Origin of the sequence: Nocardioides sp. JS614, assembly GCF_000015265.1 — a bacterium.
GTDB lineage: Bacteria > Actinomycetota > Actinomycetes > Propionibacteriales > Nocardioidaceae > Nocardioides.
On sequence record NC_008699.1, the window covers coordinates 4,419,384 to 4,444,113 of the forward strand.

Sequence of the window (24,730 nt, forward strand, 5' to 3'; positions counted from 1 at the left end):
CCGGCATGACCCGACCGCTGCGCGCCTTCGTCACCGGGATCAGCGGCCAGGACGGCCGCTACCTCGCCGAGCGGCTCCTCGGCGAGGGCGTCGAGGTGCACGCGCTCGCGCACGCCCTCGAGCCGCTCCCCGACCTTCCCGGCGTCGAGCTGCACCGCGGCGACCTCACCGCCGTCGAGGAGGTGCGCGCGCTCCTGGTCGACGTCGCCCCGGACGAGGTCTACAACCTGGCTGCGCTCAGCTCGGTCGCCCGCTCTTGGGAGGAGCCAGACCTGACCGCCCGGGTCAACGGCCTGGCCGCCGCGGGCCTGCTCGAGTCGGCCCTCCAGGTCCAGGACAAGCTCGGCCGCCCGGTGCGCTTCGTGCAGGCCTCGAGCGCCGAGATCTTCGGCCAGCCCGACCGCTCGCCCCAGGACGAGTCCACGCCACTGCGACCGGTCAACCCGTACGGCGCGGCCAAGGCGTACGCCCACCTGATGGTCGACGTGTACCGCCGCCGCGACCTGCACGCGGTCAGCGCGATCCTCTACAACCACGAGTCGCCGCACCGCCCGCCCGAGTTCGTCACCCGCAAGATCACCTCGACCGTCGCCGCCATCGCGCACGGCCGCGCCGGCACCCTGGCCCTCGGCAACCTGGACGCCCGCCGCGACTGGGGCTGGGCTCCCGACTACGTCGACGCCATGGTCCGCGCCGTCCGCGCCGACGTCGCTCGCGACTACGTGGTCGCCACCGGCGTCTCCCGCTCGGTGCGCGACTTCGTCGCCGCCGCCTTCGCCCGCGCCGGCATCGAGGACTGGCAGCACCTGGTCACGGTCGACCCCGAGTTCGTGCGCCCCGCCGACCCGACCGAGCTGGTCGGCGACGCCACCCTCGCCCGCGAGACCCTCGGCTGGGCGCCGACGGTGGAGTTCGACGAGATCGTCGGCCGGATGGTCGACGCCGACCTCGCCACCTGACCCCGGTGGTCGAGCAGCGAAGGCCCCTGGGGCCTGAGCGTCCGTCGAGGCCCCCGCACCGACGCAGGGCCTCGGAAGCAGACTCCGGGCCTCGGAAGCAGACCCCGGGCATGGAAATGGCCCCGTCGGCCGTGGCCGGCGGGGTCGGGTGGTCACAGATGTCGGGTGTAGATGCGTCCGTGGGGGCTGGTCCATACGAAGAGTCGTTCGCCGACGCGGTGGAGCCGCCAGCCGCCGTGGGTGCGGAGCCGGTGGTGGAACCGGCAGGCGGGGACCAGGTTGCACGAGCAGGTGGGGCCGCCCTCGGCCCAGGGGATCACGTGGTCGAGGTCGCAGGACCGTGATGGCCGGGTGCAGTGGGGGAACACGCAGGTGGGGTGGGTGAGGAGGACTTGTTCGCGCAACCGTGGGGAGGGCCGGTAGCCCGGCACCTGCAGGTGTTCGTGCAGGTCCAGGACCGGCCGGATGGTGACCGGGCCGGTCGCGGTGGCGCACCAGCCGGCGACCTGGCCGACCAGGACCTGGGAGCGGGTGTTCTCCACGGTGGCGAGCAGGCCGCGGACCGCGTCGTCGGTCAGGTGCGCGTACAGCATCAACCCGCGCCGCCGCTTGGGCGGCGGCTCCGCCTCGGGGCCGGCCTGGCTCTCGGGCTGGGTGTCGGTGTCGGCCTCGGCCTGGGTGGCGGGGTGGGTGTCGAGTCCGAGGGTGAGGTCGCCGCGGGCCAGGGCGCCGACGGCCAGGGCGCGGCGGACGTCGAGGGTCTCGGTGCAGCCGAGGTCGGCGAGCTGTTGGGCGCCGTGTCGCAGGGCCTGGTCGAGGTCGAGGGCGTCGGCCAGGTCGAGCTCGCCGCGCACGGTCATGGTGCCCTGCAGCCCGACCTGGGTGGTGTCGATGTCACAGAACCGGCCGTCGGCGGCCTCGCGGCGGCGTTGCTCGGCCTGGGCGGGGTCGTGCATGGCGCGGGCGGCTTCGACGGTGCGTTCGATCTGGGCGAAGGAGACCCGGTGCGCGATCGGGGCCAGGTGCCGGTCCACACAGGCGGCGCCCTCGAAGGACAGGCCGTGGGTGTGCCCGGCGATCCGGCGGGCCTTCCATACCGGCACCCGCGCGGACATGACCTGGGCCCACAGCAGGGGGAGCCGGTAGCAGACCTCGACCGCGTCCCCCAGGTAGGCCCGGCCGGCATCGGTGCTCACCCCGATCGCGGCGGCGAAGTCCGCGACACAGAACTCCGCCACCAACGGCGCACCCGTCCCGGCGATCGCGACCTCGCCTTCGGTGCCCTCGACGGTGGCGATGTCGGCGACCGAGGTGATCGGGTGCGCGATCGCCCACTCCACCGCCAGCCGGAACTGCCCGATCTCCGCATCAGCCAGGGCGGTGTGCGTGGTCTCCAGGGCAGCCAGGACCTCGGCCGGGGTGTCCGGGCCAGGTGCCTCGAGCGGAAGGGCTGCCATGTGATCCACTCAAGCACTCAGCACCGACAACGCACCTGTACTCACGTTTACCCAGGTCAGATGGGGTGCAGGGCGGTGAGCACTGTGATCGAGCTCGTCGAGATACCGGCACCCGCACGGGGCGACGAGTCCGGCGATCGAGCCTGTCGAGATCCCCACACCCGGGCAGGACGGCGACCACGTCATCTCGTTCCCGCTACCGCAACCCACCGCCGACCAGCGAGCGAGCCGACGAGACCCCGCCGGGCTTCAGTTCCGCAGCGAGGACGGGTCGTCGGCCTCGATCGACACCAGGCACGCGTCGTGCAGCGCCTGCCGCACGTCGTCAGGCTCGCCGACGAGGGTGAGGCCCAGGACCTCGCCGTCGGTGATCGGTGGCACCGGCACGTGCGAGACCAGCGGGTGCCGCGGCCGGACGTCGCACGGCTCGCCTTCGCCGAAGAGCTCCTCGTGCAACTTCTCGCCCTCGCGCAGCCCGGTGTATTCGATCGGCACCGGCGTGCCGGCCTGCTCGATCAGCTGCTCGGCGACGTCCACGATCTTCACCGGCTCGCCCATGTCGAGGACGAGCGCCTCCCCCGGCCCGCCGATCGCAGCCGCCTGGATGACCAGCTGGCAGGCCTCCTCGATCGTCATGAAGAAGCGGCTGACGTCCGGGTGGGTGACCGTGATCGGCCCACCGGCGGCGATCTGCCGGGCGAACGCCGCCAGCACCGAGCCACGGCTGCCGAGCACGTTCCCGAAGCGCACCGAGAGATACGTCCCGGAAGCCTCGCGCGCCTGGGCGGCTGTGATCCGCTCGGCGACCCGCTTGGAGTAGCCCAGGACGCTGGACGGGTTCGCCGCCTTGTCCGTGGAGATGTTCACGAACCTGTCGACACCGACGAGGTCTGCGGCATCGAGAACCGTGCGGGTGCCGATCACGTTGGTCTTCACGGCCTCGGCCGGGTACTGCTCGAGCATCGGCAGGTGCTTGAGCGCGGCGGCGTGGAAGACGACGTCGGGGCGACGGTTCGCGAAGATGGTTCGCACCGCCTTCTCGTCCCGGATGTCGCACAGGATGACGTCGTCCGAGTCCAGCAGGGCACGGCCGTGGATCGAGAGCTGGACCGAGTGGAGCGCGGACTCGTCACGGTCGAGCATCATCAGCTCGGCCGGCTGGTAGCGGTAGATCTGGCGGCACAGCTCGGAGCCGATGGAGCCGCCGGCACCGGTGACCAGCACCTTCCGCCCGGCCAGGTAGCCGGCGATCGAGGCGACGTCCGTGTCCAGCTGGTTGCGGCCGAGTACGTCGGTGATGTTGATGTCCCGCAGGTCGCGGATGCCGACGCTGTCGGTGAGGAGCTGCGTGGTGGACGGCAACACCTTGACCGACACATGGGCGTCCAGAGCCGTGAGCCGGAGCCGGTTGACCGTCTCGGCACTGGCGCTGGGGATCGCGATCACGACCATGGTCGCCCCGGTGCGCGCGACCTCCTTCTCCAGGTCGCAGCTGGTCCCGAGGACGGGTACGCCGCGCAGCCGGCGGTGCCGCTTGTAGGGATCGTCGTCGAGCAGTCCGACCGGCAGGTAGCGCCGCAGCGGGTCGCGCTGCATCGAGGTGATCAGCTCGCGGCCGGCCTCACCCGCGCCCATCACCAGCGTCCGCTCGGTGTCCTCACCGGCGCCGGTGCGCTCGTCGCGCTCCTGCAGGGTCCGCCAGCTCGCCCGCGCCCACGCGGCGAGCACGAGCGCACCGCAGGTCGCCCCGGCCGGGATGCTGCGGGGGATCCACTGGCCGAACAGGTTCACCAGGAAGACGCCGCCACCGACGCCGCCCATCAGCATCCCGAGGAGCACCATCTCCTCCAGGCTCGCGGTGCGGGCGCGGCCCTGGTGGAGCCGGAGGGGCGCCGCCAGTGCCACGTACAGCGTCGCAGTCACGGTCGCGAAGGCGAGCACCTCCGGCCACGGCACGCTCGAGGCGTCACTGTCGAGCCGAAGCCAGGCGAACGCCGCGTAGCCGAGCAACCAGGCACACACGTCGAACGCGATGGCGAGCGGCGCGCGGCGCCGCCTCATACGCGCGACCAAGTCGCTCACGTCATGTCCCCCGGTGATCTCGGATGTCCCCTCACCCGGCGTCGAGTGTGGTCGTTCCTGCGTGGCTTCGGACCTGTTTTCGGCAACTGGACTAGTCCACCCAACCATCCCGACCCCGCGAGGAGTCGCCAACACGTTAACCCCGATCTCGGGGCCGGGTACCCGATTCATTGCATCGGTCAACCCCAGGCCCGGGCGCGATCAGCGGCGTGACCAGAGCGAACGCCGTTACTGTTGCTGCACGGCGTCGGGCATGGGGCAGGCGCGCGAGGACGAGGGCGGACACGAGTGGAGCTGAAGGACTACTGGCTGGCGATGCGCCATCGGTGGCGCGTCGTCGTCGCCATCGTCACGCTCAGCGTGGGAGCCGCGGCCCTGCTCACGTGGCAAGCCACCCCGCAGTACTCCTCGACCGCGAGCATCTTCGTCTCGACCAGCCCGTCGGACACCGCCGACGCCTACCAGGGCAATCTGTTCGCCACCCAGCGGGTGAGCTCCTACGCCGAGCTGGTCGGCAAGCACAAGCTCGCGGAGCAGGTCGCCAACGACCTCGGCAACGGGATGGACCCCGAGACTCTCCAGGCGGCGGTGTCCACGTCGGTGAACCCCGACACGGTCATCCTCGAGATCAGCGCCACCGATCCCGACCCGGTCATCGCCCGTGACATCGCGCAGGCGTACGCCCAGGCGCTGAGCGACGAGGTCGCCTCGCTCGAGACGCCCGCCGGCAAGACGGACGCGCTGATCCATGCGTCGATCGTTGACAACGCCCGGGTCTCGGACACTCCGGTGAGCCCGCAGCCGGTGCGCAACATCGGCCTGGCGCTGGTTCTCGGCCTGCTGCTCGGTGTCGGCGCCGCCGTGCTGCGCGAGCTCCTCGACACGTCGCTGTCGTCCAGCGAAGACATCGCAGAGGTGACTCCGGCGCCCGTACTCGGCCGGATCACCGCGGACAACACCGCGGTGCGCCGTCCACCCGCCGAGGTCCTCACCGATGCGACGCCGTGGTCGGAGTCGTTCCGGGTGCTGCGCACGAACATGCAGTACGTCGAGGTCGACCATGACCAGAAGGTGTTCGTGGTCAGCAGCTCGCTGCCGAACGAGGGCAAGACGACCACGGCCGTCAACCTCGCGATCACCTTGGCGCTCGCCAAGCAGCGGGTCGTGCTCGTCGAGTGCGACCTGCGACGCCCGCTGATCGCCAGCCGGCTGGGCCTCGACGCCGGCGTCGGCACGACCAGCGTGCTGATCGGCAAGGTGCACCTGCGCGACGCCATGCAGCAGTACGCCGACACCGGCCTGTGGGTCCTCTCCAGCGGACCGATCCCGCCGAACCCGTCGGAGCTGCTCCAGTCCAACGCCATGGAGAAGCTCGTGGGCGAGCTCCGCGACGACTTCGACATCGTGATCCTGGACGCCCCGCCGCTGCTCCCGGTCACCGATGCAGCTCTGCTCGCCGCCCAGGCCGACGGTGCACTCGTGGTCGTGCGCCACGGCAAGACGACCCGCGACCAGCTCGGCCACGCGATCGAGCGGGTCGAGGCGGTCGGCGGCAAGGCCGTCGGCGTCGTCGTCAACCTCGCGCCGACGATCAAGAAGGGCCGCTCGTACGGCTACGGGTATGGCTACGGCTACTACGGCTACACCAGCCGCCCCGCGCCGACCCCGTCGGCGAAGCACGACCGCCGGCGTGCCCGCCGCACCCGCTGACCGACCCACCGGTGATCGAGCAGCAACGGCCGGTCGTCGGTGATCGAGCAGCGAGCGCAAGCGAGCGTCGTCGAGATCCCGTGACCGAAGGCAGGGCAAGGAGCCGGAGTCACCCGCGCCGGCGAGCAACCCGGCGCGAGTAGCGAGCGCCAGCGAGCCTACCGAGACCCGCCTCAGGCAGGCCGCTTCAGGCCAGCGCGTCGAGCAACCGCCCCGGCGTCGCGATGACGACCTCGCTGCGCCCGTAGTCGTCCTCGAGCCGGACGATGTCGTCCTCGCCGGTGTACAGCCCGCGCTGCACCTCGATGACGACGAGCGGCTCCTGCTCCTCGTTCATCAGCCGGTGCGCGGCCCCGACCGGGACATCGACATAGTCACCGGGCCGGGCCTTGCGGACGACGCCGTTGATCACACAGGTCGCTCGGCCGCTGACGATCACCCAGTGCTCCGCACGGTAGGAGTGGGTCTGGTAGGAGAGCCGCTGGCGCGGCCTCACGACCAGCCGCTTGACCTTGTAGCCGAGACCTTCGTCGAGGACCTCCCACGATCCCCACGGACGTACGTCCGACTCACCCATGACTACCCCCCAGTCGTCGATCGGTGAGCCCACGCTAGGACGGCCCGAGAGATCGAGACCGTAGGTCGGGCCGACCTTGAGGGAATCTGGAGGAAGTACTCCTCAGGTCGATCAGCGACGGGTCAGCGACGCGAGCGCGGGCCGAACGTCGGCGAGGTACACGAGCGCAGCGATCGTGAAGGCGAGGCTGATCAGCAGCAGCGAACCCCCCAGGACCAGCTGCACCGCCACCCCGAGCCCGAGGATGATCGTCCAGGTCGGCTTGGTGAGCTTGTTCGCCGCGTCGTAGGCCTGCGCGGAGTACATCAGCGAGTTCACGAACGCGAAGATCTTCACCACGAGGAGCACCAGCTCCACGATCATCATGAAGGTCATCTCGGCCTGGAGCACGTGCAGCACCCGCATAGCCTACGGGAACACCGCCGAACGCAACGCTGGTTGCGACCCGAGCGAAGCGAGCCTCGAAGCCACCAGTCGGCCGGACCTGACGAGGCCCCCGAGGGCTCGTGCCTCCCGGGGGTCTCGCGGCCTTCACTCTTCAGAACGGCGTCAGCCGTCCGTCAGTCACCCAGCTTCGACGTGGCGTCGGTGGTGGCCTCCTCCGCGTCGCAGACAGTCGTCTCGGCGGACGGCTACGCACGTAGCGGTACCGTTTGCCAAGCGCGTGCCCCGCGGAGCGTCAGAGCCGCACGACCTTCTTGTTCATGAACTCCTCGATGCCGAGGGCACCGAGTTCGCGGCCGATGCCGGAGCGCTTGATGCCGCCAAAGGGGAGGTCGGGCTGCGAGCCGCCAGCCTGGTTGAGGTAGACCATGCCGGCGTCGATCCGGGCTGCCACGCGCTCGGCGCGCTCGGAATCGCCTGAGAAGACGCTGGCGCCGAGGCCGAAGGGCGTGTCGTTCGCGAGTCGAACCGCGTCGTCCTCGTCATCGACTCGGAAGATGATGGCCACCGGGCCGAAGAGTTCGTCCCGATAGGCCGACATCTCCGGCGTGACGTCAGTGATCACCGTTGGCTCGACGTAGGCGCCGGGTCGCTCGACCCGGTGACCGCCCACGCGGATGGTGGCGCCCTGGTTGCGCGCCTCGTCGAGCTGTCCGATCAAGCGTACGGCGGCCTGCTCCGACGACAGCGGGGCAAGCGTCGTCTCCGGATCAAGCGGGTCCCCTGGCTGGAGTCTGCGGGCAGCCTGGACCATCTTCGTCACGAAGTCGTCGTAGAGCTCGTCCACCACGATCATCCGCTTGGGCGCGTTGCACGCCTGTCCGGTGTTGCCCATCCGTGACTCCATGGCCGTCTCGACCAGGGCATCGAGATCGTCGGTGTCGAGGATGACCATGGGGTCCGAGCCACCCAGTTCGAGAACCACCTTCTTCAGATTCCTGCCGGCCTCGGCCGCGACGGCCGCGCCGGCTCGCTCGCTGCCAGTGACGGATACGCCCTGGATGCGCGGATCAGCGAGGGCCCAGGCGACCTGCTCGTTGGTGGCGTAGACGTTGATGTAGGCGTCAACCGGTACCCCGGCGTCGTGCAAGAGCTGCTCGACCAGGGCCGAGGACTGCGGACAGGACGGCGCGTGCTTGAGGATGATCGTGTTGCCCAGCACCAGGTTGGGCGCCGCGAAGCGGGCGACCTGGTAGTACGGGTAGTTCCACGGCATGATCCCGAGCAGCACCCCGACAGGCCGCTTGAGGATCTTGGCCTCGCCGCCCTGGATGGCGATGGTTTCGTCCGCGAGCAGCTTCGGAGCGTTGTCGGAGTAGTAATGGAAGATGTCCGAGGCGATGCGTACCTCCCCCCGGCTCTCCTCGAGGCGCTTGCCCATCTCCTGGGTGATGGCGCGGGCCAACTCGTCGCTGCGCTCGAGGAACAGGTCTGCGGCCCGAGCCAGGGTCCGGGAGCGCTCCTCCAGCGGCGTGCTCTTCCAGGACTGGAAGGCGAGGTCGGCGCGGCTGACGGCCTCGCGAACCTGCGCGTCGGTTGCCGTGTCGAACTCGCTGATCAGCTCGCCCGTGGCCGGGTTGGTGACGGCGTACACTGCGTCTTCTCCTTCTCAGAGTTGCGCCGGGACGGGCGCGGACGGGGCGAGCAGGCCACGCTCGCTGAGGTTGGACATCAGCGCACGGATGCCGAACTCCCAGCGGGGGGCCTGCTCGGAGTGGGTGACCCGGTTGACCAGGGCGCCGAGTCGCGGGGTGGCGATGCGGACGACGTCGCCGAGCACGTGGGTAAACCCGGCGTCCTCGGCGAACCGGTCCTGGGTGGGAGCGAACAGGGTGCCGGTGAAGAGCATGAAGCCGTCCGGGTACTGGTGGTGGTCACCGTAGGCGTGATGGATTAGGTCCTCCGGGTCACGGCTGATGTTCCGCATCGAGCTGCGGCCGTCGAGCACGAAGTCGTCGACGCCGGTGACGGTCAGCTGGACCTCGATCTGACGGATGTCGTCCATCGTGAATGAGTCGTTGAAGAGACGGATGAACGGGCCCAGTGCGCACGAGGCGTTGTTGTCCTTGGCCTCGGTGAGCAACAGGGCGCTGCGCCCCTCGAAGTCACGGAGGTTGACGTCGTTGCCCAGCGTGGCACCGATCGCCCGACCGTCGGACCGGACCGCGAGCACGACCTCGGGCTCGGGGTTGTTCCACGTCGAGCGGCTGTGCACGCCGATCTCCACGCCGGATCCGACAGCCGACAGCACCGGCGCCTTGGTGAAGATCTCCGGGTCCGGGCCGATGCCGACCTCGAGGTACTGGGACCACAGGTCCTCCTCGATCAGCAGCTCCTTGACGCGCGCGGCGCTCTCGCTGCCGGGGCGCACCGACGAGATGGCCCCCCCGATGATCTCCGAGAGCTGTGCGCGGATCTCGGCCGCGCGGGCGGCATCGCCCTTAGCGCGCTCCTCGATCACCCGCTCCAGCATGCTCTCCACGAAGGTGACTCCGGCGGCCTTGACGACCTGGAGATCGACTGGGGCCAGCAGCCGTGGGCGCGCAGCGTCCTGGTCGGTGGTGGCCGCAGCGAGGTCGGTCATGGACCAGCCGCGCCGCTCGGCCGCGGCGGCGGTGGCCGCGGCCAGGGCGTCGAGGAGGTCGTCGCGCTCGAAGAGGTCCGACACAGTCGGGGCGACGTCAGAGATGTCGATGGCGCGGCCGCCGGTGACGACGACGACACACGGTCCGCCCACCTCCGGGTCGTGCACGCGGCCCACGAGAAGCGCCTGGTCGGCGTCCTCAGGCAGCAGATCCTGGGGTGTGATCATGGAATCGTCCTCTCGTCATGGGTGGTGGATGCGGCGCCCAACTGGCCGGGCTTGCCGCCTTCGAGCCAGGCGAAGTACTCCCAGAACTCCCCGCAGGGACCGGGGAAGTAGATGCAGCGGGCGTTCCAGGGGTAGTCGGCCGGCGGGCTGTAGAACTCAATGCCCCGGGCACGCAGTCGCTCGTAGGCAGTGTCGATTTCCACCGGTGAGGAGAGCTCGACGGCAACCATGACTGTGCGGCCCGAGGGCTCCTCGGCCAGTGCGGGGACGCCGGTGGTCTCGCGGATGAGCTGGGCGTCCCAGAGTGCGAGGATGACGCCCGGCCCTTCGAAGTCGGCGAACCCGGGCATCCGCGAGGACAGCGTGTAGCCCAGCTTGGTGGTGTAGAACTCGACCGATGCCTCGAGGTCATGGGTGACCAGGCAGAGGTCGGTGATCGTGGGTCGACTCACAGTCACTCTTCTCCTTCGCTGGGTTCCTCGACGGTCCACGCGGTCTCGTGCGGGAAGCGCCACGGGGTGGGGATCAGCGAGGCGGACGGCACCGAGCGCACCTCACCACCGTGGTCGACGATGACCTGGGCGTCGGGGGCGTACTGCTGCATGAGCTCACGGCACACGCCGCACGGGTTGGTGACCACGACCCGGCCTGCCTCGTCCTTGCAGACGGCGACCATGGACAGGACCGGTCCGGCGTTGGCGATCTCGACATTGGCGAAGGCCGAGGACTCCGCACACACGTTGATCCGGCGCGAGCCGATGTGCAGGCCGACGAAGACCTGTCCGTCCCCGGTCCGCGCAGCGGCCGCGACCTGGTGGATCTCGGGGTGGAAGGAGCCTTCGAGTACCTCCCTCGCCCGGTGGAAGAGTTCGACCTCTTCGCGGGTCAGCTGACGCATGACTCTCCTAGCTCTCCATGGTCGGTGTCGCGATGCGCAGCTGGCCCTCGGGTGAGCGCTTGGCGAGTACCACGAGGCCGAGCAGCGCCACGACGTAAGGGATCATCTGGGCGAACTGGGGCGGCATCACGTCCTCGCTGATCTGAACGCCAGCCGCCGAGGACAGGCCGAAGACGAAGCACATGACGGCCAGGAGCACGAGCCGGCCCCGGCAGAAGATGACGGCGGCCAGAGCCACGAAGCCCATGCCGCTGGTCATACCCTCGGTGAACAGGGAGAGCTGGCCCAGGCTGAGTTGGACACCAGCCAGGCCGCACAGGGCCAGGCACCAGGATTGGGCGGCGATGCGCATCCAGGTCACGCTGCCACCGGCGGTCGCCAGCGCGTCCGGGTGCTCGCCGGCGGCCTTCAGCCGCCGGACCGCCACCGAGTGCACCACGGCCAGGCCGACCAGCACGGTGAGGATCCAGCTGAGGTAGGTCAACGCCGTGTGTCCCGAGACCAGGCCCGACAGCACGGGAATGTCCTTGACCACCGGGATGTCGAAGCGAGCCATGGCGGGAATGCCCTCGTCGGCGAGGGTCCCCTTGACGCCGTACATGGATCGCAGCAGATAGACCGTGCCTCCCGCCCCGAGGACGTTGAGGACGATCCCAGCGACGAAGACGTTGACCCGAAGCACCGTGACCACGACGCCGAAGAGCAGGCCGGAGACCGCACCGAGCAGGATCGTCAGCACGACCGCGAGCACCCAGGAACTCGTGGACAGGCCGATGACGACGCCGAAGAAGGCGGCGAAGATCATCGCACCTTCGAGTCCGACGTTCAGGTCGCGGGTCCAGGCCGTTGCGAGGCAGCCGAGCCCGGCCAGGAGGATCGGGGTGGTGAATCGGATCCCGGAGGCCAGGAACGCATCAAGCCACTCCATGCGGGTGCCCCTTCCGTGCGAAAGCGAACCGGCGCCGCAGCGACTCGAACGACCTGACCAGGCCGAGACGCGCGGACGCGGCGATGATGATGCCGCCGATGAGGATCAGCGAGAGCTCTGCCGGCACCGTGGAGACCTGCTCGATGCCACGGGCCATGCCGCGCATGAGGCAGTAGATCGTGACCCAGCCCATGGTGGGGATGATGCGGGCGCGGCCGATCAGGGCGACCAGCACGGCGTCCCATCCGATGCCGGACCCGATCTCGGTCCAGAACCGTCCCTGGGAGGCGGTGACCAGCAACGCACCGGCCACGCCGCACAGGGCGCCGCTCACGAGCATCGACATCACCCTGGAGCGGAACACCGAGATGCCGACCGCTTGGGCGAAGTGGGGGCTCTCGCCCGTCATCCGCCAGCGGTAGCCGGCGACGGAGCGCTCGCTGACCCACCACACTGCGATGCCGAGCGCGATGACGACGAAGACCGCGCCGGTCAGGCCGGTACGAGCGGCGAGCTCTGGGAACATCGCCGTGTCATGGACCTCCTTGGTCGTGCCACTCTGCCGGCTCGGGTCCTTGAGCGGTCCGGTGGCCAGGTAGGCGCAGAAGAGGACCACGATATAGTTGGACAGCAGGGTGGAGAGCACCTCGTCGACGCCCCAGGCCGCCCGCAGCCAGCCGAGCGCGGCCGCGATGAGGCCACCGGCGACGGCCGCCGCCATGACGGCGAGCAGGAGGTGGAGGCCGGTGAAGATCGGCCCGATGTAGGCGCCGGTGAGGGCGGCGGCCATGGCCCCCGCGTAGATCTGGCCCTCGGCGCCGAGGTTGAACATGCCCGCCCGGAAGGCCAAGGCGACGCCTAGCCCGGCGACGTAGAGCGGGACGCCCCAGACCAGGGTGCGGGCGATGCTGACCGGGTCGCCGACGGCGTACTCAACGCCGGCCCAGATGGTCGGGACGGGCTGATATCCCTGCAACTGGATCAGCACCGAGGCCATCAGCAGGCCGGTGGCCACGATGAAGGCCGCGGACGGGAAGCGTGAGCGTAGCCACACCCGGGCCACCGATCGCCTGGCAGCCCTGTCCGTGGCTGTGGAGTCGGTGGTGGTCGTCATGCGGCCACGCCGTCCCCGTGAGTTCCCATCATGTACATGCCGAGCTCTTCGCGCGTGGTCTCTTCCACCCGTACGTCGGCAACGACCCGGCCGTCGAACATGACTAGCACGCGGTCGGCGAGGCGGAAGATCTCGTCGAGGTCGGCGGACACGAGCAGTACGGCGCAGCCGCGGGTCGTGGCCTTGGCGATCTGGAAGTAGATCGACTCGATCGCGCCCAGGTCGACGCCTCGTGTGGGTTGGCACAGCAGCAGGCAGTCGGGCTCCTCCTCCAACTCGCGGGCGATCACGACCTTCTGCTGATTGCCACCGGAGAGGGTGCCGCAGTGGGCATCGGCGTCGCGGGTGCGGATGCCGTACTTGGTGATCATGTCGCCCACCCAGCTGCGCAACGCATGGGGGAAGGCCAGCCCGAGGGCCTTCCCGCGAGGCATCTTCCGTATCCGGCCGGCTGCCAGGCCCTCGATGACCGTGCCGTTGATCGGCACGCCTTGGAGGTGGCGGTCCTCTGGGACGTAGGCCAGGCCGAGGTCGCGCCGATGGGCCACCGTCCGGTCGGTGATGTCGAGACCGTTGAGCTCGATCCGGCCTTGGGCGAGGGGCGTCGTGCCCATCAGGGCTTCGGCGAGCACCGACTGGCCGTTGCCCTCCACGCCGGCGATGCCGACGATCTCGCCGGATCGGACCTCCAGGGAGACCCGGTCGAGCGCGGCGTCGTGACCGCGCGCCGCCGTGGACAGGTCGGCGGCGCGCAGCACCACGCCTGCCGCCGTGGCCTCCCTCTCGACCCGCCCGAGGTTGACCCCTTCGCGACCGGTCATGTGAGCGACGATCTCTCCCGGCGTGGTGCTCGCGCACTCGTGGGTGCTGATCGTGCGACCCTGCCGCAGCACCGTGATCCGGTCCGCGATCGCGAACACCTCGCGCAGCTTGTGGGAGATGAAGATGATCGAGTCGCCGCCATCGGCGAGACGACGCAGGAGGCGGAACAGCTCCTCGGTCTCCTGCGGCGTCAAGACCGCCGTCGGCTCGTCCAGGATGATGATCCGGGCGCCACGGTAGAGCACCTTCATGATCTCGACCTGCTGCTGCCGCGCCACGCTGAGCGAGCCGGCCTTGAGGCTGGGATCGAACTGCACACCCAGCCTCTGCATCGGCGATCGCACCGCTTCCTCGGCAGCTTTGCGCCGGTAGCGGCCCCGGCCGCCGGGCTCCGCACCAAGGGTGAGGTTCTCCGCGACCGTGAAGCTGGGCACCAGCATGAAGTGCTGGTGGACCATCCCGATCCCATGACCGATGGAGTCGGCCGGCTTGCGGAAGTCCACCGCCTGTCCGTCGACGCGGATCGTCCCGCCGTCACGGGAGTACATTCCGTAGAGGATCCGCATCAGCGTGGTCTTCCCGGCGCCGTTCTCCCCGACGAGGGCGTGGATCTCTCCCGCCCTCAGGTCGAAGGTGACGTCCTCGTTGGCCGTGACACTGCCGAAACGCTTGGTGATCCCATCCAGCTCCAAGACCGGACGGGAGCGCTCAGCGCTGCTCACTTGATCGTCACTTCGCCATCGACGATGCCCTGCTGCAGGTTCTCCAGCGCGGCCTGCTGGTCAGCGTCGACGAGCGAGTCGTCGTAGATCATCGCCCAGCCACCCTCGGCGAAACCGAAGCTGGACGAGGTGCCCTTCTCCAGCTGACCGGCGGCGTACTTCTCGGCGGTCTGCAAGATGACCGAGTCCACGCCCATCTCCAACGTGCCGGGGCTCTTGCCGGGAGCCAGACTGCTCTTATCGGCGACCACCCCGATGGGTGCGACATCGGTGCCCGACTTGGCGGCATTGAACGAGCCGGCACCGGTCAGGCCGGCGTAGGCGAACACCGCATGCGCGCCCTTGTTGCCCAAGGCGATGGTGATCTCCTTGCCCTTGGCAGGGTCGACGAACGAGCCGGCGTACTGAGCAGCCACGCTCTGGTCGGGGTCCACGGCGGTGACGCCCTGCGTGTAGCCAGACTCGCAGTTCTTGATCACCGGCGCGTTGACGCCGCCGATGAAGCCGGCCGTGTCGCTGCTGGCCGACTGGTTGACGGTCGCGGCCAGTGCGCCGGCCATGAAGCAGCCCTCGGCTGTGCGGAACTCCGCCGAGACGACCTCCGGGCTGTCCACGACGCCGTCGATGAAGACGAACGTGGTGTCGGGGTTCTCGCCGGCGACCTTGACCATGGCGTCGATCGCCTCGAAGCCGAGCACGAAGACGAGGTCGTTCGCGTCGGCAGCGTCCTGCAGCAGCGGTTCGAAGTTCTGCGCCTGGAGCTGGCCCTCATAGGTTTCGACGGTGGCGCCCTGCTCGGTCTTGAGCGGTTCCTCGGCTTTGGCGGCTTGGTCGAAGAAGTCGCCATCGCCGAAGGCATTGTCGACGAAGATGCCGACCTTCAGGGCGTCGCCGTCATCCGCGGAGCCCGTCGTGGGTGCTTGGCCGCCGCACGCGGCCAGCGCCAACCCCAGGGCGACGGCGCTGAGCGCCGTCCACGTGGCCTTCAACTTCATGGGATTCTCCTTCGCGCCGGAGCCTGTGTTGCGCGGCTCACACTTTCGGGTTGGCAGGATGGTACATTCATCATATGATCTGATCAACACTTGATTTGGAGAGCTCTTCCCCGGCACTCCAGGAAGACATTCAGAGAGGCGCAGATGGCCAAGCGTGTCGTGGTCACCGACCACGCATTCCGCAGCGTCCGGCACGAGCAGGCGGTGGCCGCCGCGCACGGCGCCTCCTTCGCCTGCTTTGCCGCCACCACCGTCGAGGATGCCAAGGCGGCCACTGCCGGAGCGGACGTGGCCTTCGTCAACTTCGCGCCGATGACCCGCGAGGTCCTTGCCGGGATGCGGTCCGGCGGGACCGTCGTGCGCTACGGCATCGGTTATGACAACGTGGACGTGCCGGCCGCACGCGAACTCGGCATCCACGTCGCCAACGTTCCCGACTACGGCGTCGAGACCGTCGCCGACCACGCCAGCGCCTCGCTGCTTGCACTCGCCCGGCGACTGCCCATCTACAGCGGCCGCATCCGCACCGAACGCTGGGTGCGTCCCGGCGACATCGGGGCGATCCGCGGAATGCGCTCGAGCGTGGTGGGCCTGGTCGGCATGGGCCGGATCGCCCAGGCAGTCCACGACCGACTCCGGCCCTTCGGGTTCAGCTTCGTGGCCTACGACCCACTCTGCGACCCCGAGGTCTTCGTGGAGCGCGACGTCACCCCGGTCTCGTTGCTGGAGTTGGCTCAGCAGGCGCACGCCATCTCGCTCCACGCCCCCAGCAACGCAGAGACCCGCGGCATGATCGGCGAGGAGTTCTTCCGGGCCGTGCAGCCGGGGACCGTGCTGGTCAACACCGCGCGGGGATCGTTGGTCGACGAGGCGGCGCTCGTGCGAGCCCTCGACGAGGGGCGGATCGCGGCGGTGGCCCTGGACGTGACGGATCCCGAGCCCGTCCCGGTCGAGTCGCCGCTACGCAACCGTGACGAGGTGCTCCTCACCCCCCACGCGGCGTTCTACGACGAGGACTCACTCGACCGCCTGCAGCTACTCGCCGCCGAGGAAGCCGGGCGTGCGTTGCGCGGCGACCGGCTCCGCTGTCCGCTTACCTAGTCCCAGCGTCGGCCGCACCGCATGCCCGAATCCGATCCCAGGAGGGCTCCATGAGCCAGCAGACCCCCACTCACCGACTCCCTCAGCCCACGAAGTTCGCGCGCCGCCGGTTGTCGGAGGACGTGGCCGACGCGATCAAGGACTTCGTCGTCTCCTCCGACCTCAATCCGGGCGACAAGCTCCCCACGGAGCCCGAGCTGGTCGAGCGCTACGGCGTCAGTCGGTCGGTCGTTCGTGAGGCGGGCCGGCTCCTGGTCGAGCGCGGCTTGGTCGAGATCAGCCCGGGCCGAGGCATGCTGGTGGCCGAGTTCAACGGCACCAGCATTGCCCGCCAGTACGAGCTCATGCTGGAGCTCAAGGCCGGCAGTTTCCGAGATCTCATGGAGATGCGGCTGGTGCTGGAGGTCGGAATGGCCCGGCTGGCCGCCGAGCGGCACACCCAGGAGGACGCCGAAGAGCTGCTCGCAGCGCTCGACAACTTCGCACTCGCCGGACAAAGCCAGCAGAAGGCGCTCGAGGCCGACCTAGCCTTCCATGCGTTGATCGCTCGATGCGTCCACAACCCGTTCTTCGAGTTCGTCGCCAACCCCGTCAACGACTACCTGCGGAGTGCCTACAGCTCGAGCTTGGGCTACGAGGCGGCGCGCTCGTGCACGCTCGACGAGCACCGCGCCATCGCCGACGCGGTCCTCGCCCGCGATGGCGACCGCGCGAGCGAACTCAGCCGACTGCACCTGCAACGCATCCTCGATACCAGGCGTGACCTCGTGGCCGATTCCGAGCAGCCGGATCCCAGCCAGGACGGAGAGAGGCCATGAGTGACGATCTCGACCTCCTGGCGGCCTCGCCCGAGCACTTCAGCCTGACCGACAAGCACGTGGTCGTCACCGGCGGCGGTCGGGGGCTGGGCCAGGGAATCGCCGTCTCGGCAGCGCTCTCCGGCGCGGCGGTCACCGTCGTCGCCCGCTCCAAGGACCAGCTGCACGCTACCGCCGACCTGATCGCGCGCACGGGCGGCACCTGCCGCGTCGTCACCGCCGACCTCTCCGACACCGAATCGCTCGACCGTCTCGTCGATGACCTCTCCGAGTCGGCGCCGATCGACGGGATCGTCCACGTCGCCGGCGTTCAGCTTCGCAAGGCGGCCGTCGACGTGACGGTCGACGATTGGCGGTGGGTGCAGCGGATGAACGTGGAAGCCCCCTTCTTCCTCAGCACGGCCGTGGCCAGGCGGCAGCAGGGGGAAGGTCGCCCGGGCTCTCACGTCTTCATCGGCTCGCTCAACAGCACGATCGGGCTCCCGCGGATCTCCCCCTACGCGGCATCCAAGACCGCGTTGCTGGGCATGGCTCGGGTGCTGTCGACCGAGTGGGCAGCCCATGGCCAACGCGCCAACGTGGTCGGACCGGGGTACTTCCACACACAGCTCACCGACGATCTGTTCACGGACCCGGCCAACCGCGCACGGATCCTCGGGCGCATCCCGGCGGGTCGCCTTGGCACGCCCGCCGACCTCGGTGGCGCCGTGGTGTTCCTGCTCAGTGATGCCTCGCGATACCTCACCGGCCAGCTCATCAACGTAGACGGTGGCTGGCTCGCCTCTTGACGAAAGGAACAACCGTGACCCCCACAGGTGCCTCGCTCATCGCAGGCAGGTCGGTCGTCGGCACTGCTGGCAGCACGCGTGCCCACAACCCCGCCACGGGCGAGGCTCTCGGCCCCGAGTTCGGTTACGCGGGCCCCGAGGACCTCGCCGCCGCGACCCGCGCCGCGACTGAAGCCTTCGAGCCCTACCGGGCTACCTCCCCGAGCGAGCGGGCTGCGTTCCTCGACCTCATCGCGGACAACCTCGACGCGGCGAGGGACGCCATCGTCGCCCGCGCCGTCCTGGAGTCCGGTCTGACGGAAGCGCGGCTGTTCGGCGAGCACGCCCGTACTGTCAACCAGCTCCGCCTGTTCGCACGCGAGGTCCGCCTGGGCGAACACCACGGCGTACGCATCGACGAGGCGCAACCAGACCGCCAGCCGATCCCAGCGCCGGATATCCGTCAGCGCCAGATCTCCATCGGCCCGGTCCTGGTATTCGGCGCGAGCAACTTCCCGCTGGCGTTCTCCACCGCCGGAGGTGACACGGCATCGGCGTTGGCCGCCGGCTGCCCCGTGATCGTGAAGGCGCACAACTCCCACGCGGGCACCGCCGAACTCGCCGGCCGCGCGATCTCCGATGCGGTCGCCCAGTCGGGGTTGCCCGCCGGCGTCTTCTCGATCATCTTCGGCGCAGGCAGCGCCGTCGGGCAAGCCCTCGCCCAGGACCCGGCCATCAAGGCCATCGCGTTCACCGGCTCACAGGCCGCCGGCACCGCACTGATGGCCACGGCCGCGGCTCGTCCGGAGCCCATTCCGGTGTACGCCGAGATGTCGAGCATCAATCCCGTGATCCTTCTGCCGGGTGCGGTCGCCGAGTGTGCCGAGGCGCTCGCCACGGGCTTCGTCGGATCGCTGACGCTGGGTGCCGGCCAGTTCTGCACCAATCCCGGGCTCATCTTCGTCCCCGCCGGCCAGGCAAGGTTCGTCGAGGCTGTCGGCGAGCTCCTCCGGGAATCCGTCGGCCAGACGATGCTCTCGGCGAATATCGCCGCCGCCTATACGGAGGGTCTCGAACGACTAGCTGACGCCGGGGTCACCCAGGTTGCGACCGGTGCTGAGGGGGCGACGCTCAACGCACCCGCCCCGGCGCTCTTCACGACCACTGCTGCGCACTTCCGCGATTCACCGGACATGCAGGAGGAGGTCTTCGGCGCCGCAGCCCTCGTCGTCACCTACGACGACCAGGCCGAGCTACGCGAGACGCTGCGGGAGATGCAGGGACAGCTGACCGCGACCATTCATGCGGCGATCGGTGATCAGGCCCTCGCGGCCGACCTGCTGCCCGTGCTCGAGACCATGGCCGGGCGCATCCTCTTCAACGGGTGGCCGACCGGGGTCGAGGTCACCCACGCCATGGTGCACGGTGGCCCGTTCCCCGCTACCAGTAATGCGATGACGACCTCGGTCGGCACGCTCGCGATCCAACGCTTTCTCCGGCCGGTCAGCTACCAGAACCTGCCGGCGTCGCTACTTCCCGAGCCACTGCGGGTGGATAACCCCTGGCACCTGCCCCGTCGCCTGAATGGGATGCCGCAGACGTGAGGCATGCCTGACCAGATCGGGTCCCGACGTCGCGAGGCCCCCGGGGGCTCATGCCTCCCGGGGGCCTCGCGGTCTCGATGATCAGAACAGCATCAGCTGGTCGTCAGTCGCCCACCTTCGACGCGGCGTCGGTGGTGGCGTCCGCAGCGTTGGCGGCGGTCTTCTTGGCCGCGGTCGTGGTGGCCTTGGCGCTGCTCTTCGGCGCCGTGGACGACTTCCTCGCGGTCGTGGACGCCTTCTTCGCGGTCTTCTTGGCCGTCGTCTTGGTGGCCTTGGCCGTCTGCGTCTTGGTGGTCTTCGCCTTGGCCGAGGTGGTCTTGGCGGAGGTCACGGTCTTCTTGGTCGACTGCTGGCGGCGGATCCGCTCGACCAGCGTCTCGCCCCGCTTGGCGAGGTCGGCGTAGGTCTCGTTGACCGAATCGATGTTCTCGTCGAACAGGTGCTGCAGCCGGCCCGGGATCTCCTTGGCGTCGGCCTGGAGCTCCTCGACCCTGGCCTCGATCGCGGCGCGGCGGGCCTTGGCGTCCTTGGTGATCGCCTCGACGCGCTCGTTGACGAAGGTGACGGTCTGCTTGCGCAGGGCCTCGGGCTCGAAGTCGAAGTCCTTCACGCGGGCCTGGACGTCCTTCTGCGCCTCGGTGAAGCGCTTCTGCACGTCGGCCACGTACTCACGGACACGCTCGACGGCGAGGTCGGTGACGCCAACCCCGGCGTAGAGCGGGCGGGTCGCCTCGGTCTTGATGTCGAACTTGGCCTTGGCCATGTCCTTTGCTCCTTCGGTTGGGTGTGGACCCGGCACGGCACCGGGCCCTGGGTTCAGCTCGCCGGTCCGTCGGTGTCGTCGCTCGCCTTGTTCAGGGCGAGGAACGACGAGTAGACGTCGAGCAGGGACTGCTTCTGCCGTTCGGTGAGCTTGCTGTCACCGAGGATCGCCAGCTCGACCGAGCCGGGCGACCCCGCGTGCGGGTCGACGATGCCGGCGCGGATGTAGAGCTGTTCGGCGGAGATGCGCAGCGCCTTGGCGATCTGCTGGAGCACCTCGGCCGAGGGGCGTCGCAGACCTCGCTCGATCTGGCTCAGGTACGGGTTGGATACCCCGGCCTGAGCGGCGAGCTGACGCACGGACAGCTCGGCGGCGACGCGCTGCTCCTTGAGGTACTCACCGAGCCCCTCGACGGTGCGACCGACCTTGCTGCGTGCCATGTCTCCATGGTGCTTGCTGTTGCTAGCACTTTCAAGTCAGGACGCGGTGATCCAGTCCACATTTCTCTGTGGATGTTGATGAATCTCGTACGACGTTGCGCTTCCCTGAGCAAGCACCAAGGTCGGGACGATCTCTCGCATCGGGCCCTATGATGCGAACGACCGCCCGAATCCAGCGTCTCGACGACCAATGTCCCCACGATCGGACTGATGCCGATGTACCGCCTGGCGTGCAGCACGCGCGACTACGCCTGGGGCTCGCCGACCCTGATTCCCCGGTTCCTCGGGCAGGAGCCGGACGGACGGCCCCACGCCGAGCTCTGGATCGGGGCGCATCCCGGCGCTCCCTCGCGGCTGGTCGACGGACGGACGCTCGGCGAGCTGATCGTGGACCAGCCCGATGCCGCCGTGGGTGCCCAGACCCGCACCCGGTTCGGCGAGCGGCTGCCCTTCCTGATGAAGACCCTGGCCGCCTCCGAGCCGCTGTCCCTCCAGGTGCACCCCACGAGCGAACGGGCCCGGATCGGCTTCGCCGAGGAGGAGGCCGCCGGGATCCCGGTTGACGCCCCTGAGCGCAACTACCGGGACCCCTTCCACAAGCCCGAGCTGATCTTCGCCGTGACCCGGTTCGAGGGGATGGCGGGATTCCGCGACGTCGACAAGACGGCGACGATCCTGCGCCTGCTCGGCACCCCTTGGGCCGAGCAGACCGCCCGCCGACTCACCGAGGGGCCGGCCTTCCAGGCACTGCACGCCGTCGTCACCGACCTCCTCGCCATGGGGTCGGTCGCCCTCGGGATCGCGCTGGCCGACCTCGCAGACGCGGCTCGGCGTGCCGAGGAGCGCGGCCACCTCGGCCACAACCCGTCCACCCGGCGGAGCCTGGACCGCACCAGTGTCGAGCGCGAGGCGGTTCGCGTGTTCGCGCAGACCACCTCACTCGCCGCCCGCTATCCCCACGACCCGGGCGTCCTGGTCACGCTGCTGCTCAACCATGTCGTGCTGGCCCCCGGCGAGGCGATGTTCCTCGGCGCGGGCGTGGTCCACGCGTACACCTCGGGCTTCGGCATCGAGGTCATGGCGGCCTCCGACAACGTGATCCGGGCCGGCCTCACGCCCAAGCACGTCGACGTCCCGGAGCTCCTGCACATCGCCAGCTTCATGCCGACCCCGCCGCCGCTGTGGGCTCCGACCGAGGTGGGCGAGGGCGTGCTCTGCTTCGACCCGCCGGTCGACGAGTTCAGGCTCTACGTCGGCAGCGCCCCCCTCGCGGGCGTCGCCGACGAGGGGCCACGCATCGTGCTGGCCCTCGAGGGCGAGGTGTCGCTGCACGCGGGCGGCGCGGACGAGCGCCTCGTGCAGGGGGAGGCGCTGTTCGTGCCCCACGACGCCGGCCCGCTGCGGATTGGCGGCGACGGCCGCGTCGCGATCGGTGCGGTGCCGGCGTAGCTCAGCCCACGCTCGGCGGCGGGGTGTCGATCCAGGGCCGGCCCTCGCTGGCCACTGCCTGGACGTCGGCGTCGACCATCAGCCGCACGAGCTCGTCCGCGTTCACGTGCGCCTTCCAGCCGAGTCTCGCCTCGGCCTTGGACGCGTCGCCGACCAGCGACGGGTTCTCGTTCGGCCGCACGTAGCGCTCGTCGCGTCGCACGTGCTTCTCCCAGTCGAGGCCGGCGTGCTCGAAGGCCGCGACCACGAAGTCGCGGACGCTGTACGACGTGCCGGTCGCCAGCACGTAGTCGTCCGGCTCGTCGGCCTGCAGCATCCGCCACATCCCCTCGACGTACTCCGGGGCGTAGCCCCAGTCGCGGGTGGGCTCGAGGTTCCCGAGATAGAGGAAGTCATCGAGCCCCGCCTGGATCCGTGCCACTGCACGGGTCACCTTCCGGGTCAGGAAGGTCTCTCCGCGCCGGGGCGACTCGTGGTTGAAGAGGATGCCGCTGACCGCGAACATCCCGTAGCCCTCGCGATAGGTCACCGTCGACCAGTACGCGTGCAGCTTCGCGGCGCCGTAGGGCGAGAGCGGACGGAACGGCGAGCACTCGTCCTGCGCCCCGGTCGCGGCGCCGTACATCGCCGAGCTGGATGCCTGGTAGAAGCGGCAGTCGATCCCGACCGTGCGGATCGCCTCCAGCAGCGTCAGCGGGCCGACGCCCGTCGTGATCGCCGTGTGCTCGGGCTCGTCGAAGCTGGCGCCCACGTGCGACTGCCCGGCGAGGTTGTAGACCTCGTCCGGTTGGATCCGGTGCAGCAGCCGGATCAGGTTCGCGGCATCCGTGAGGTCCGCGTAGTGCAGGAACAACCGCGTGTCCGGGTCGTGCGGGTCCTGGTAGAGATGCTCGATCCGCGAGCTGTTGAACGTCGACGACCGCCGCCGCAGCCCGTGCACCACGTAGCCCTTGGCCAGCAACAGCTCGGCCAGGTAGGACCCGTCCTGCCCCGTGATCCCCGTGATCAACGCCGTCTTCGCCACGCCCAGAATCGTTCCACACCGGCGTTCACGGTGGGTGAGGTGCGAGCGAACCGCGGTGCTTGAGGTGCGAGGAGCGCCAGCGACGAGCATCCACCTCTGGTGATCGAGCAGCGGGCGCAACCAAGCCAGGCCCCCGGTGATCGAGCTGCGTCCCCGGTGATCGAGCAGCGAGCGCCAGCGAGCGTCGTCGAGATCCCCGCACCCACGCAGGGCGCTGACACCTCAGAAGCAGGCCCGGATCTCCCCCACCGGCTTCCCGCCGCCGAGCAGCACCGACTCCCCGGTCCGCCGCACCGCCTCGCCGTCAACACCCGATTCCCGGTCCACGCCGGACCGCACCAGCGCAGCCGCCATCAGCACCGGCCGCGCCCGCGCAGCCCCGTCATCGGTCTTCAGCGCGAACGCCCGACCATCGGGCAGCGCGACCGCGTAGCACGACTCCGCTCCGGCCTTCCCGATCGCGCCCGGGATCGCGGTGAGCAGGGCCCGCTCGTCACGGCGGGTGCCCGACACGAGCTCCGGGTGCCGCCGGATCGCGTCCGCGATCCGCGCCGCGCCGGCGTCCGGATGCCCAGCACCGTCGACCCCCAGCGCGATCCGCCGGAACGCCGTCGCCAGGCCGACGAGGGACGTGGACAGCAGCGGCGCGCCACAGCCGTCGGTGGCGTCGACGACCACCGGCTCGCCGGTGAGCTCGGCGAAGGTCGTCCGGATCCCCTGCTGGAGCGGATGGTCGGGTGAGAGGTACGTCGCGGTGTCCCACCCGTTCAGCACGCACGTGGCCAGCATCGCCGCGTGCTTGCCCGAGCAGTTCATCTGCAGCGACGTGCGCCCGCCCCCGGCCCGCAGGACCGCATCCCGCTCGTCGTCGTCGAGCGGATAGTCCGGCGGCATCTGCAGCGCGGACTCGTCCAGCCCGGCACCGGCCAGGATCCGTTGCACGCGCTCGAGGTGGATCTGCTCGCCCGAGTGCGACGCGCACGCCAGCGCCAGCAGCTCAGGCGGCAGGTCGAGGCCCAGCCGCACCATGCCGAGCGCCTGCACCGGCTTGTTGCACGAGCGTGGCAGCACCGGAGCCTCGACCTCGCCGACCCGCCAGTCGACGGACCCGTCAGCGGCCAGCGCGACCAGGGAGCCGTAGTGGTGGCCCTCCACGAACCCGGAACGAACGACCTCGGCGACAACGGGTGAAGACATAGCCCGCAGATTAACTTCAGTGGGATGGCACGATTACTCCCGTGCCG

At 69.6% G+C, this 24,730-nt stretch carries 23 protein-coding genes; 7 read left to right on the forward strand and 16 right to left on the reverse strand.

Annotated features, from left to right (window positions below; translation table 11 throughout):
• The first annotated feature begins 5 nt into the window (after nucleotides 1-5).
• Nucleotides 6-959, forward strand: a complete 954-nt coding sequence (locus NOCA_RS22630) for a GDP-mannose 4,6-dehydratase (protein ID WP_011757608.1) — start codon at nucleotides 6-8, stop codon at nucleotides 957-959.
• A 152-nt stretch (nucleotides 960-1,111) separates the two neighbouring features.
• Here the strand turns inward: NOCA_RS22630 and NOCA_RS22635 are convergent, their stop codons facing one another.
• Nucleotides 1,112-2,416: an HNH endonuclease signature motif containing protein gene (locus tag NOCA_RS22635; protein ID WP_011757609.1), complete on the reverse strand. Its 1,305-nt coding sequence runs from the start codon at nucleotides 2,414-2,416 to the stop codon at nucleotides 1,112-1,114.
• 249 nt (nucleotides 2,417-2,665) lie between these two features.
• Nucleotides 2,666-4,477 carry a polysaccharide biosynthesis protein gene (locus tag NOCA_RS22640; protein WP_041546833.1) on the reverse strand — a complete coding sequence of 604 codons (1,812 nt, stop codon included), beginning with the start codon at nucleotides 4,475-4,477 and terminating at the stop codon, nucleotides 2,666-2,668.
• Nucleotides 4,478-4,786: 309 nt separating this feature from the next.
• Here NOCA_RS22640 and NOCA_RS22645 point away from each other — a divergent pair, with 309 nt between their 5' ends.
• A complete protein-coding gene (locus NOCA_RS22645; RefSeq protein ID WP_011757611.1) occupies nucleotides 4,787-6,208 on the forward strand; it encodes a polysaccharide biosynthesis tyrosine autokinase in 1,422 nt (473 codons plus the stop codon).
• A 187-nt stretch (nucleotides 6,209-6,395) separates the two neighbouring features.
• Here the strand turns inward: NOCA_RS22645 and NOCA_RS22650 are convergent, their stop codons facing one another.
• The 10 genes from NOCA_RS22650 to NOCA_RS22695 all read right to left on the reverse strand — a co-directional run bounded on the left by NOCA_RS22650 (nucleotide 6,396) and on the right by NOCA_RS22695 (nucleotide 15,607).
• A complete protein-coding gene (locus NOCA_RS22650; RefSeq protein WP_011757612.1) occupies nucleotides 6,396-6,785 on the reverse strand; it encodes a phosphomannose isomerase type II C-terminal cupin domain in 390 nt (129 codons plus the stop codon).
• Nucleotides 6,786-6,896: 111 nt separating this feature from the next.
• Nucleotides 6,897-7,184, reverse strand: a complete 288-nt coding sequence (locus tag NOCA_RS22655) for a DUF2516 family protein (RefSeq protein ID WP_158305696.1) — start codon at nucleotides 7,182-7,184, stop codon at nucleotides 6,897-6,899.
• A gap of 280 nt (nucleotides 7,185-7,464) precedes the next feature.
• Complete coding sequence (locus tag NOCA_RS22660) at nucleotides 7,465-8,823, reverse strand: NAD-dependent succinate-semialdehyde dehydrogenase (RefSeq protein WP_011757614.1); 1,359 nt, start codon at nucleotides 8,821-8,823, stop codon at nucleotides 7,465-7,467.
• Between the two features lie 15 nt (nucleotides 8,824-8,838).
• On the reverse strand, nucleotides 8,839-10,041 hold the full coding sequence (locus tag NOCA_RS22665; protein WP_011757615.1) for a fumarylacetoacetate hydrolase family protein: 1,203 nt from the start codon (nucleotides 10,039-10,041) through the stop codon (nucleotides 8,839-8,841).
• Nucleotides 10,038-10,493, reverse strand: coding sequence for a VOC family protein (locus NOCA_RS22670; RefSeq protein WP_197687735.1), 456 nt, complete (start codon nucleotides 10,491-10,493; stop codon nucleotides 10,038-10,040). The genes NOCA_RS22665 and NOCA_RS22670 overlap by 4 nt, the downstream gene beginning before the upstream one ends.
• A 2-nt stretch (nucleotides 10,494-10,495) precedes the next feature.
• Nucleotides 10,496-10,939: a cytidine deaminase gene (locus tag NOCA_RS22675; RefSeq protein WP_011757617.1), complete on the reverse strand. Its 444-nt coding sequence runs from the start codon at nucleotides 10,937-10,939 to the stop codon at nucleotides 10,496-10,498.
• Nucleotides 10,940-10,946: 7 nt separating this feature from the next.
• Nucleotides 10,947-11,867, reverse strand: a complete 921-nt coding sequence (locus tag NOCA_RS22680; RefSeq protein ID WP_011757618.1) for an ABC transporter permease — start codon at nucleotides 11,865-11,867, stop codon at nucleotides 10,947-10,949.
• A complete protein-coding gene (locus tag NOCA_RS22685; protein WP_011757619.1) occupies nucleotides 11,854-12,981 on the reverse strand; it encodes an ABC transporter permease in 1,128 nt (375 codons plus the stop codon). Before NOCA_RS22685 ends, NOCA_RS22680 begins: the two co-directional genes overlap by 14 nt.
• Nucleotides 12,978-14,525 carry an ABC transporter ATP-binding protein gene (locus NOCA_RS22690; protein ID WP_011757620.1) on the reverse strand — a complete coding sequence of 516 codons (1,548 nt, stop codon included), beginning with the start codon at nucleotides 14,523-14,525 and terminating at the stop codon, nucleotides 12,978-12,980. Before NOCA_RS22690 ends, NOCA_RS22685 begins: the two co-directional genes overlap by 4 nt.
• The gene (locus NOCA_RS22695) at nucleotides 14,522-15,607 is read right to left on the reverse strand and encodes a BMP family lipoprotein (RefSeq protein ID WP_148217940.1); all 1,086 of its coding nucleotides are present in this window, start codon (nucleotides 15,605-15,607) and stop codon (nucleotides 14,522-14,524) included. Before NOCA_RS22695 ends, NOCA_RS22690 begins: the two co-directional genes overlap by 4 nt.
• A 57-nt stretch (nucleotides 15,608-15,664) precedes the next feature.
• Here NOCA_RS22695 and NOCA_RS22700 point away from each other — a divergent pair, with 57 nt between their 5' ends.
• The 4 genes from NOCA_RS22700 to NOCA_RS22715 all read left to right on the forward strand — a co-directional run bounded on the left by NOCA_RS22700 (nucleotide 15,665) and on the right by NOCA_RS22715 (nucleotide 19,810).
• Entirely contained in the window at nucleotides 15,665-16,621 is a 957-nt protein-coding gene (locus NOCA_RS22700) for a C-terminal binding protein (RefSeq protein ID WP_011757622.1), read from the forward strand.
• Between the two features lie 122 nt (nucleotides 16,622-16,743).
• The gene (locus NOCA_RS22705; RefSeq protein ID WP_197687736.1) at nucleotides 16,744-17,439 is read left to right on the forward strand and encodes a FadR/GntR family transcriptional regulator; all 696 of its coding nucleotides are present in this window, start codon (nucleotides 16,744-16,746) and stop codon (nucleotides 17,437-17,439) included.
• Nucleotides 17,440-17,498: 59 nt separating this feature from the next.
• Entirely contained in the window at nucleotides 17,499-18,227 is a 729-nt protein-coding gene (locus NOCA_RS22710) for an SDR family NAD(P)-dependent oxidoreductase (protein ID WP_197687737.1), read from the forward strand.
• A 14-nt stretch (nucleotides 18,228-18,241) separates the two neighbouring features.
• Nucleotides 18,242-19,810, forward strand: a complete 1,569-nt coding sequence (locus tag NOCA_RS22715) for an aldehyde dehydrogenase (NADP(+)) (RefSeq protein WP_011757625.1) — start codon at nucleotides 18,242-18,244, stop codon at nucleotides 19,808-19,810.
• Between the two features lie 103 nt (nucleotides 19,811-19,913).
• On the opposite strand, the gene NOCA_RS22720 is transcribed toward NOCA_RS22715, so the two are convergent.
• Together NOCA_RS22720 and NOCA_RS22725 are read right to left on the reverse strand one after the other, a co-directional pair.
• Entirely contained in the window at nucleotides 19,914-20,573 is a 660-nt protein-coding gene (locus NOCA_RS22720; RefSeq protein WP_041546839.1) for a hypothetical protein, read from the reverse strand.
• 53 nt (nucleotides 20,574-20,626) lie between these two features.
• A complete protein-coding gene (locus tag NOCA_RS22725) occupies nucleotides 20,627-21,013 on the reverse strand; it encodes a helix-turn-helix domain-containing protein (protein ID WP_011757627.1) in 387 nt (128 codons plus the stop codon).
• Nucleotides 21,014-21,223: 210 nt separating this feature from the next.
• Between NOCA_RS22725 and manA the strand changes: the two genes are divergently transcribed.
• Nucleotides 21,224-22,462 (forward strand): mannose-6-phosphate isomerase, class I, encoded by a 1,239-nt coding sequence (gene manA / locus NOCA_RS22730; RefSeq protein ID WP_011757628.1) that lies wholly within the window; start codon nucleotides 21,224-21,226, stop codon nucleotides 22,460-22,462.
• A gap of 1 nt (nucleotide 22,463) precedes the next feature.
• Here manA and gmd read toward each other — a convergent pair whose 3' ends face one another.
• Nucleotides 22,464-23,486 (reverse strand): GDP-mannose 4,6-dehydratase, encoded by a 1,023-nt coding sequence (gene gmd / locus NOCA_RS22735; protein ID WP_011757629.1) that lies wholly within the window; start codon nucleotides 23,484-23,486, stop codon nucleotides 22,464-22,466.
• A 222-nt stretch (nucleotides 23,487-23,708) separates the two neighbouring features.
• On the reverse strand, nucleotides 23,709-24,683 hold the full coding sequence (locus NOCA_RS22740; protein ID WP_011757630.1) for an asparaginase: 975 nt from the start codon (nucleotides 24,681-24,683) through the stop codon (nucleotides 23,709-23,711).
• Nucleotides 24,684-24,730 lie beyond the last annotated feature (47 nt).

Bases quoted from the DNA above. Each gene is read 5' to 3' on its own strand.
- NOCA_RS22685 (WP_011757619.1), bottom strand. From the start codon at position 12,981: ATGACGACCACCACCGACTCCACAGCCACGGACAGGGCTGCCAGGCGA.
- NOCA_RS22680 (WP_011757618.1), bottom strand. From the start codon at position 11,867: ATGGAGTGGCTTGATGCGTTCCTGGCCTCCGGGATCCGATTCACCACC.
- NOCA_RS22635 (WP_011757609.1), bottom strand. From the start codon at position 2,416: ATGGCAGCCCTTCCGCTCGAGGCACCTGGCCCGGACACCCCGGCCGAG.
- NOCA_RS22675 (WP_011757617.1), bottom strand. From the start codon at position 10,939: ATGCGTCAGCTGACCCGCGAAGAGGTCGAACTCTTCCACCGGGCGAGG.
- NOCA_RS22630 (WP_011757608.1), top strand. From the start codon at position 6: ATGACCCGACCGCTGCGCGCCTTCGTCACCGGGATCAGCGGCCAGGAC.
- manA (WP_011757628.1), top strand. From the start codon at position 21,224: ATGCCGATGTACCGCCTGGCGTGCAGCACGCGCGACTACGCCTGGGGC.
- NOCA_RS22650 (WP_011757612.1), bottom strand. From the start codon at position 6,785: ATGGGTGAGTCGGACGTACGTCCGTGGGGATCGTGGGAGGTCCTCGAC.
- NOCA_RS22640 (WP_041546833.1), bottom strand. From the start codon at position 4,477: ATGAGGCGGCGCCGCGCGCCGCTCGCCATCGCGTTCGACGTGTGTGCC.
- NOCA_RS22720 (WP_041546839.1), bottom strand. From the start codon at position 20,573: ATGGCCAAGGCCAAGTTCGACATCAAGACCGAGGCGACCCGCCCGCTC.
- NOCA_RS22700 (WP_011757622.1), top strand. From the start codon at position 15,665: ATGGCCAAGCGTGTCGTGGTCACCGACCACGCATTCCGCAGCGTCCGG.
- NOCA_RS22725 (WP_011757627.1), bottom strand. From the start codon at position 21,013: ATGGCACGCAGCAAGGTCGGTCGCACCGTCGAGGGGCTCGGTGAGTAC.
- NOCA_RS22665 (WP_011757615.1), bottom strand. From the start codon at position 10,041: ATGATCACACCCCAGGATCTGCTGCCTGAGGACGCCGACCAGGCGCTT.
- NOCA_RS22740 (WP_011757630.1), bottom strand. From the start codon at position 24,683: ATGTCTTCACCCGTTGTCGCCGAGGTCGTTCGTTCCGGGTTCGTGGAG.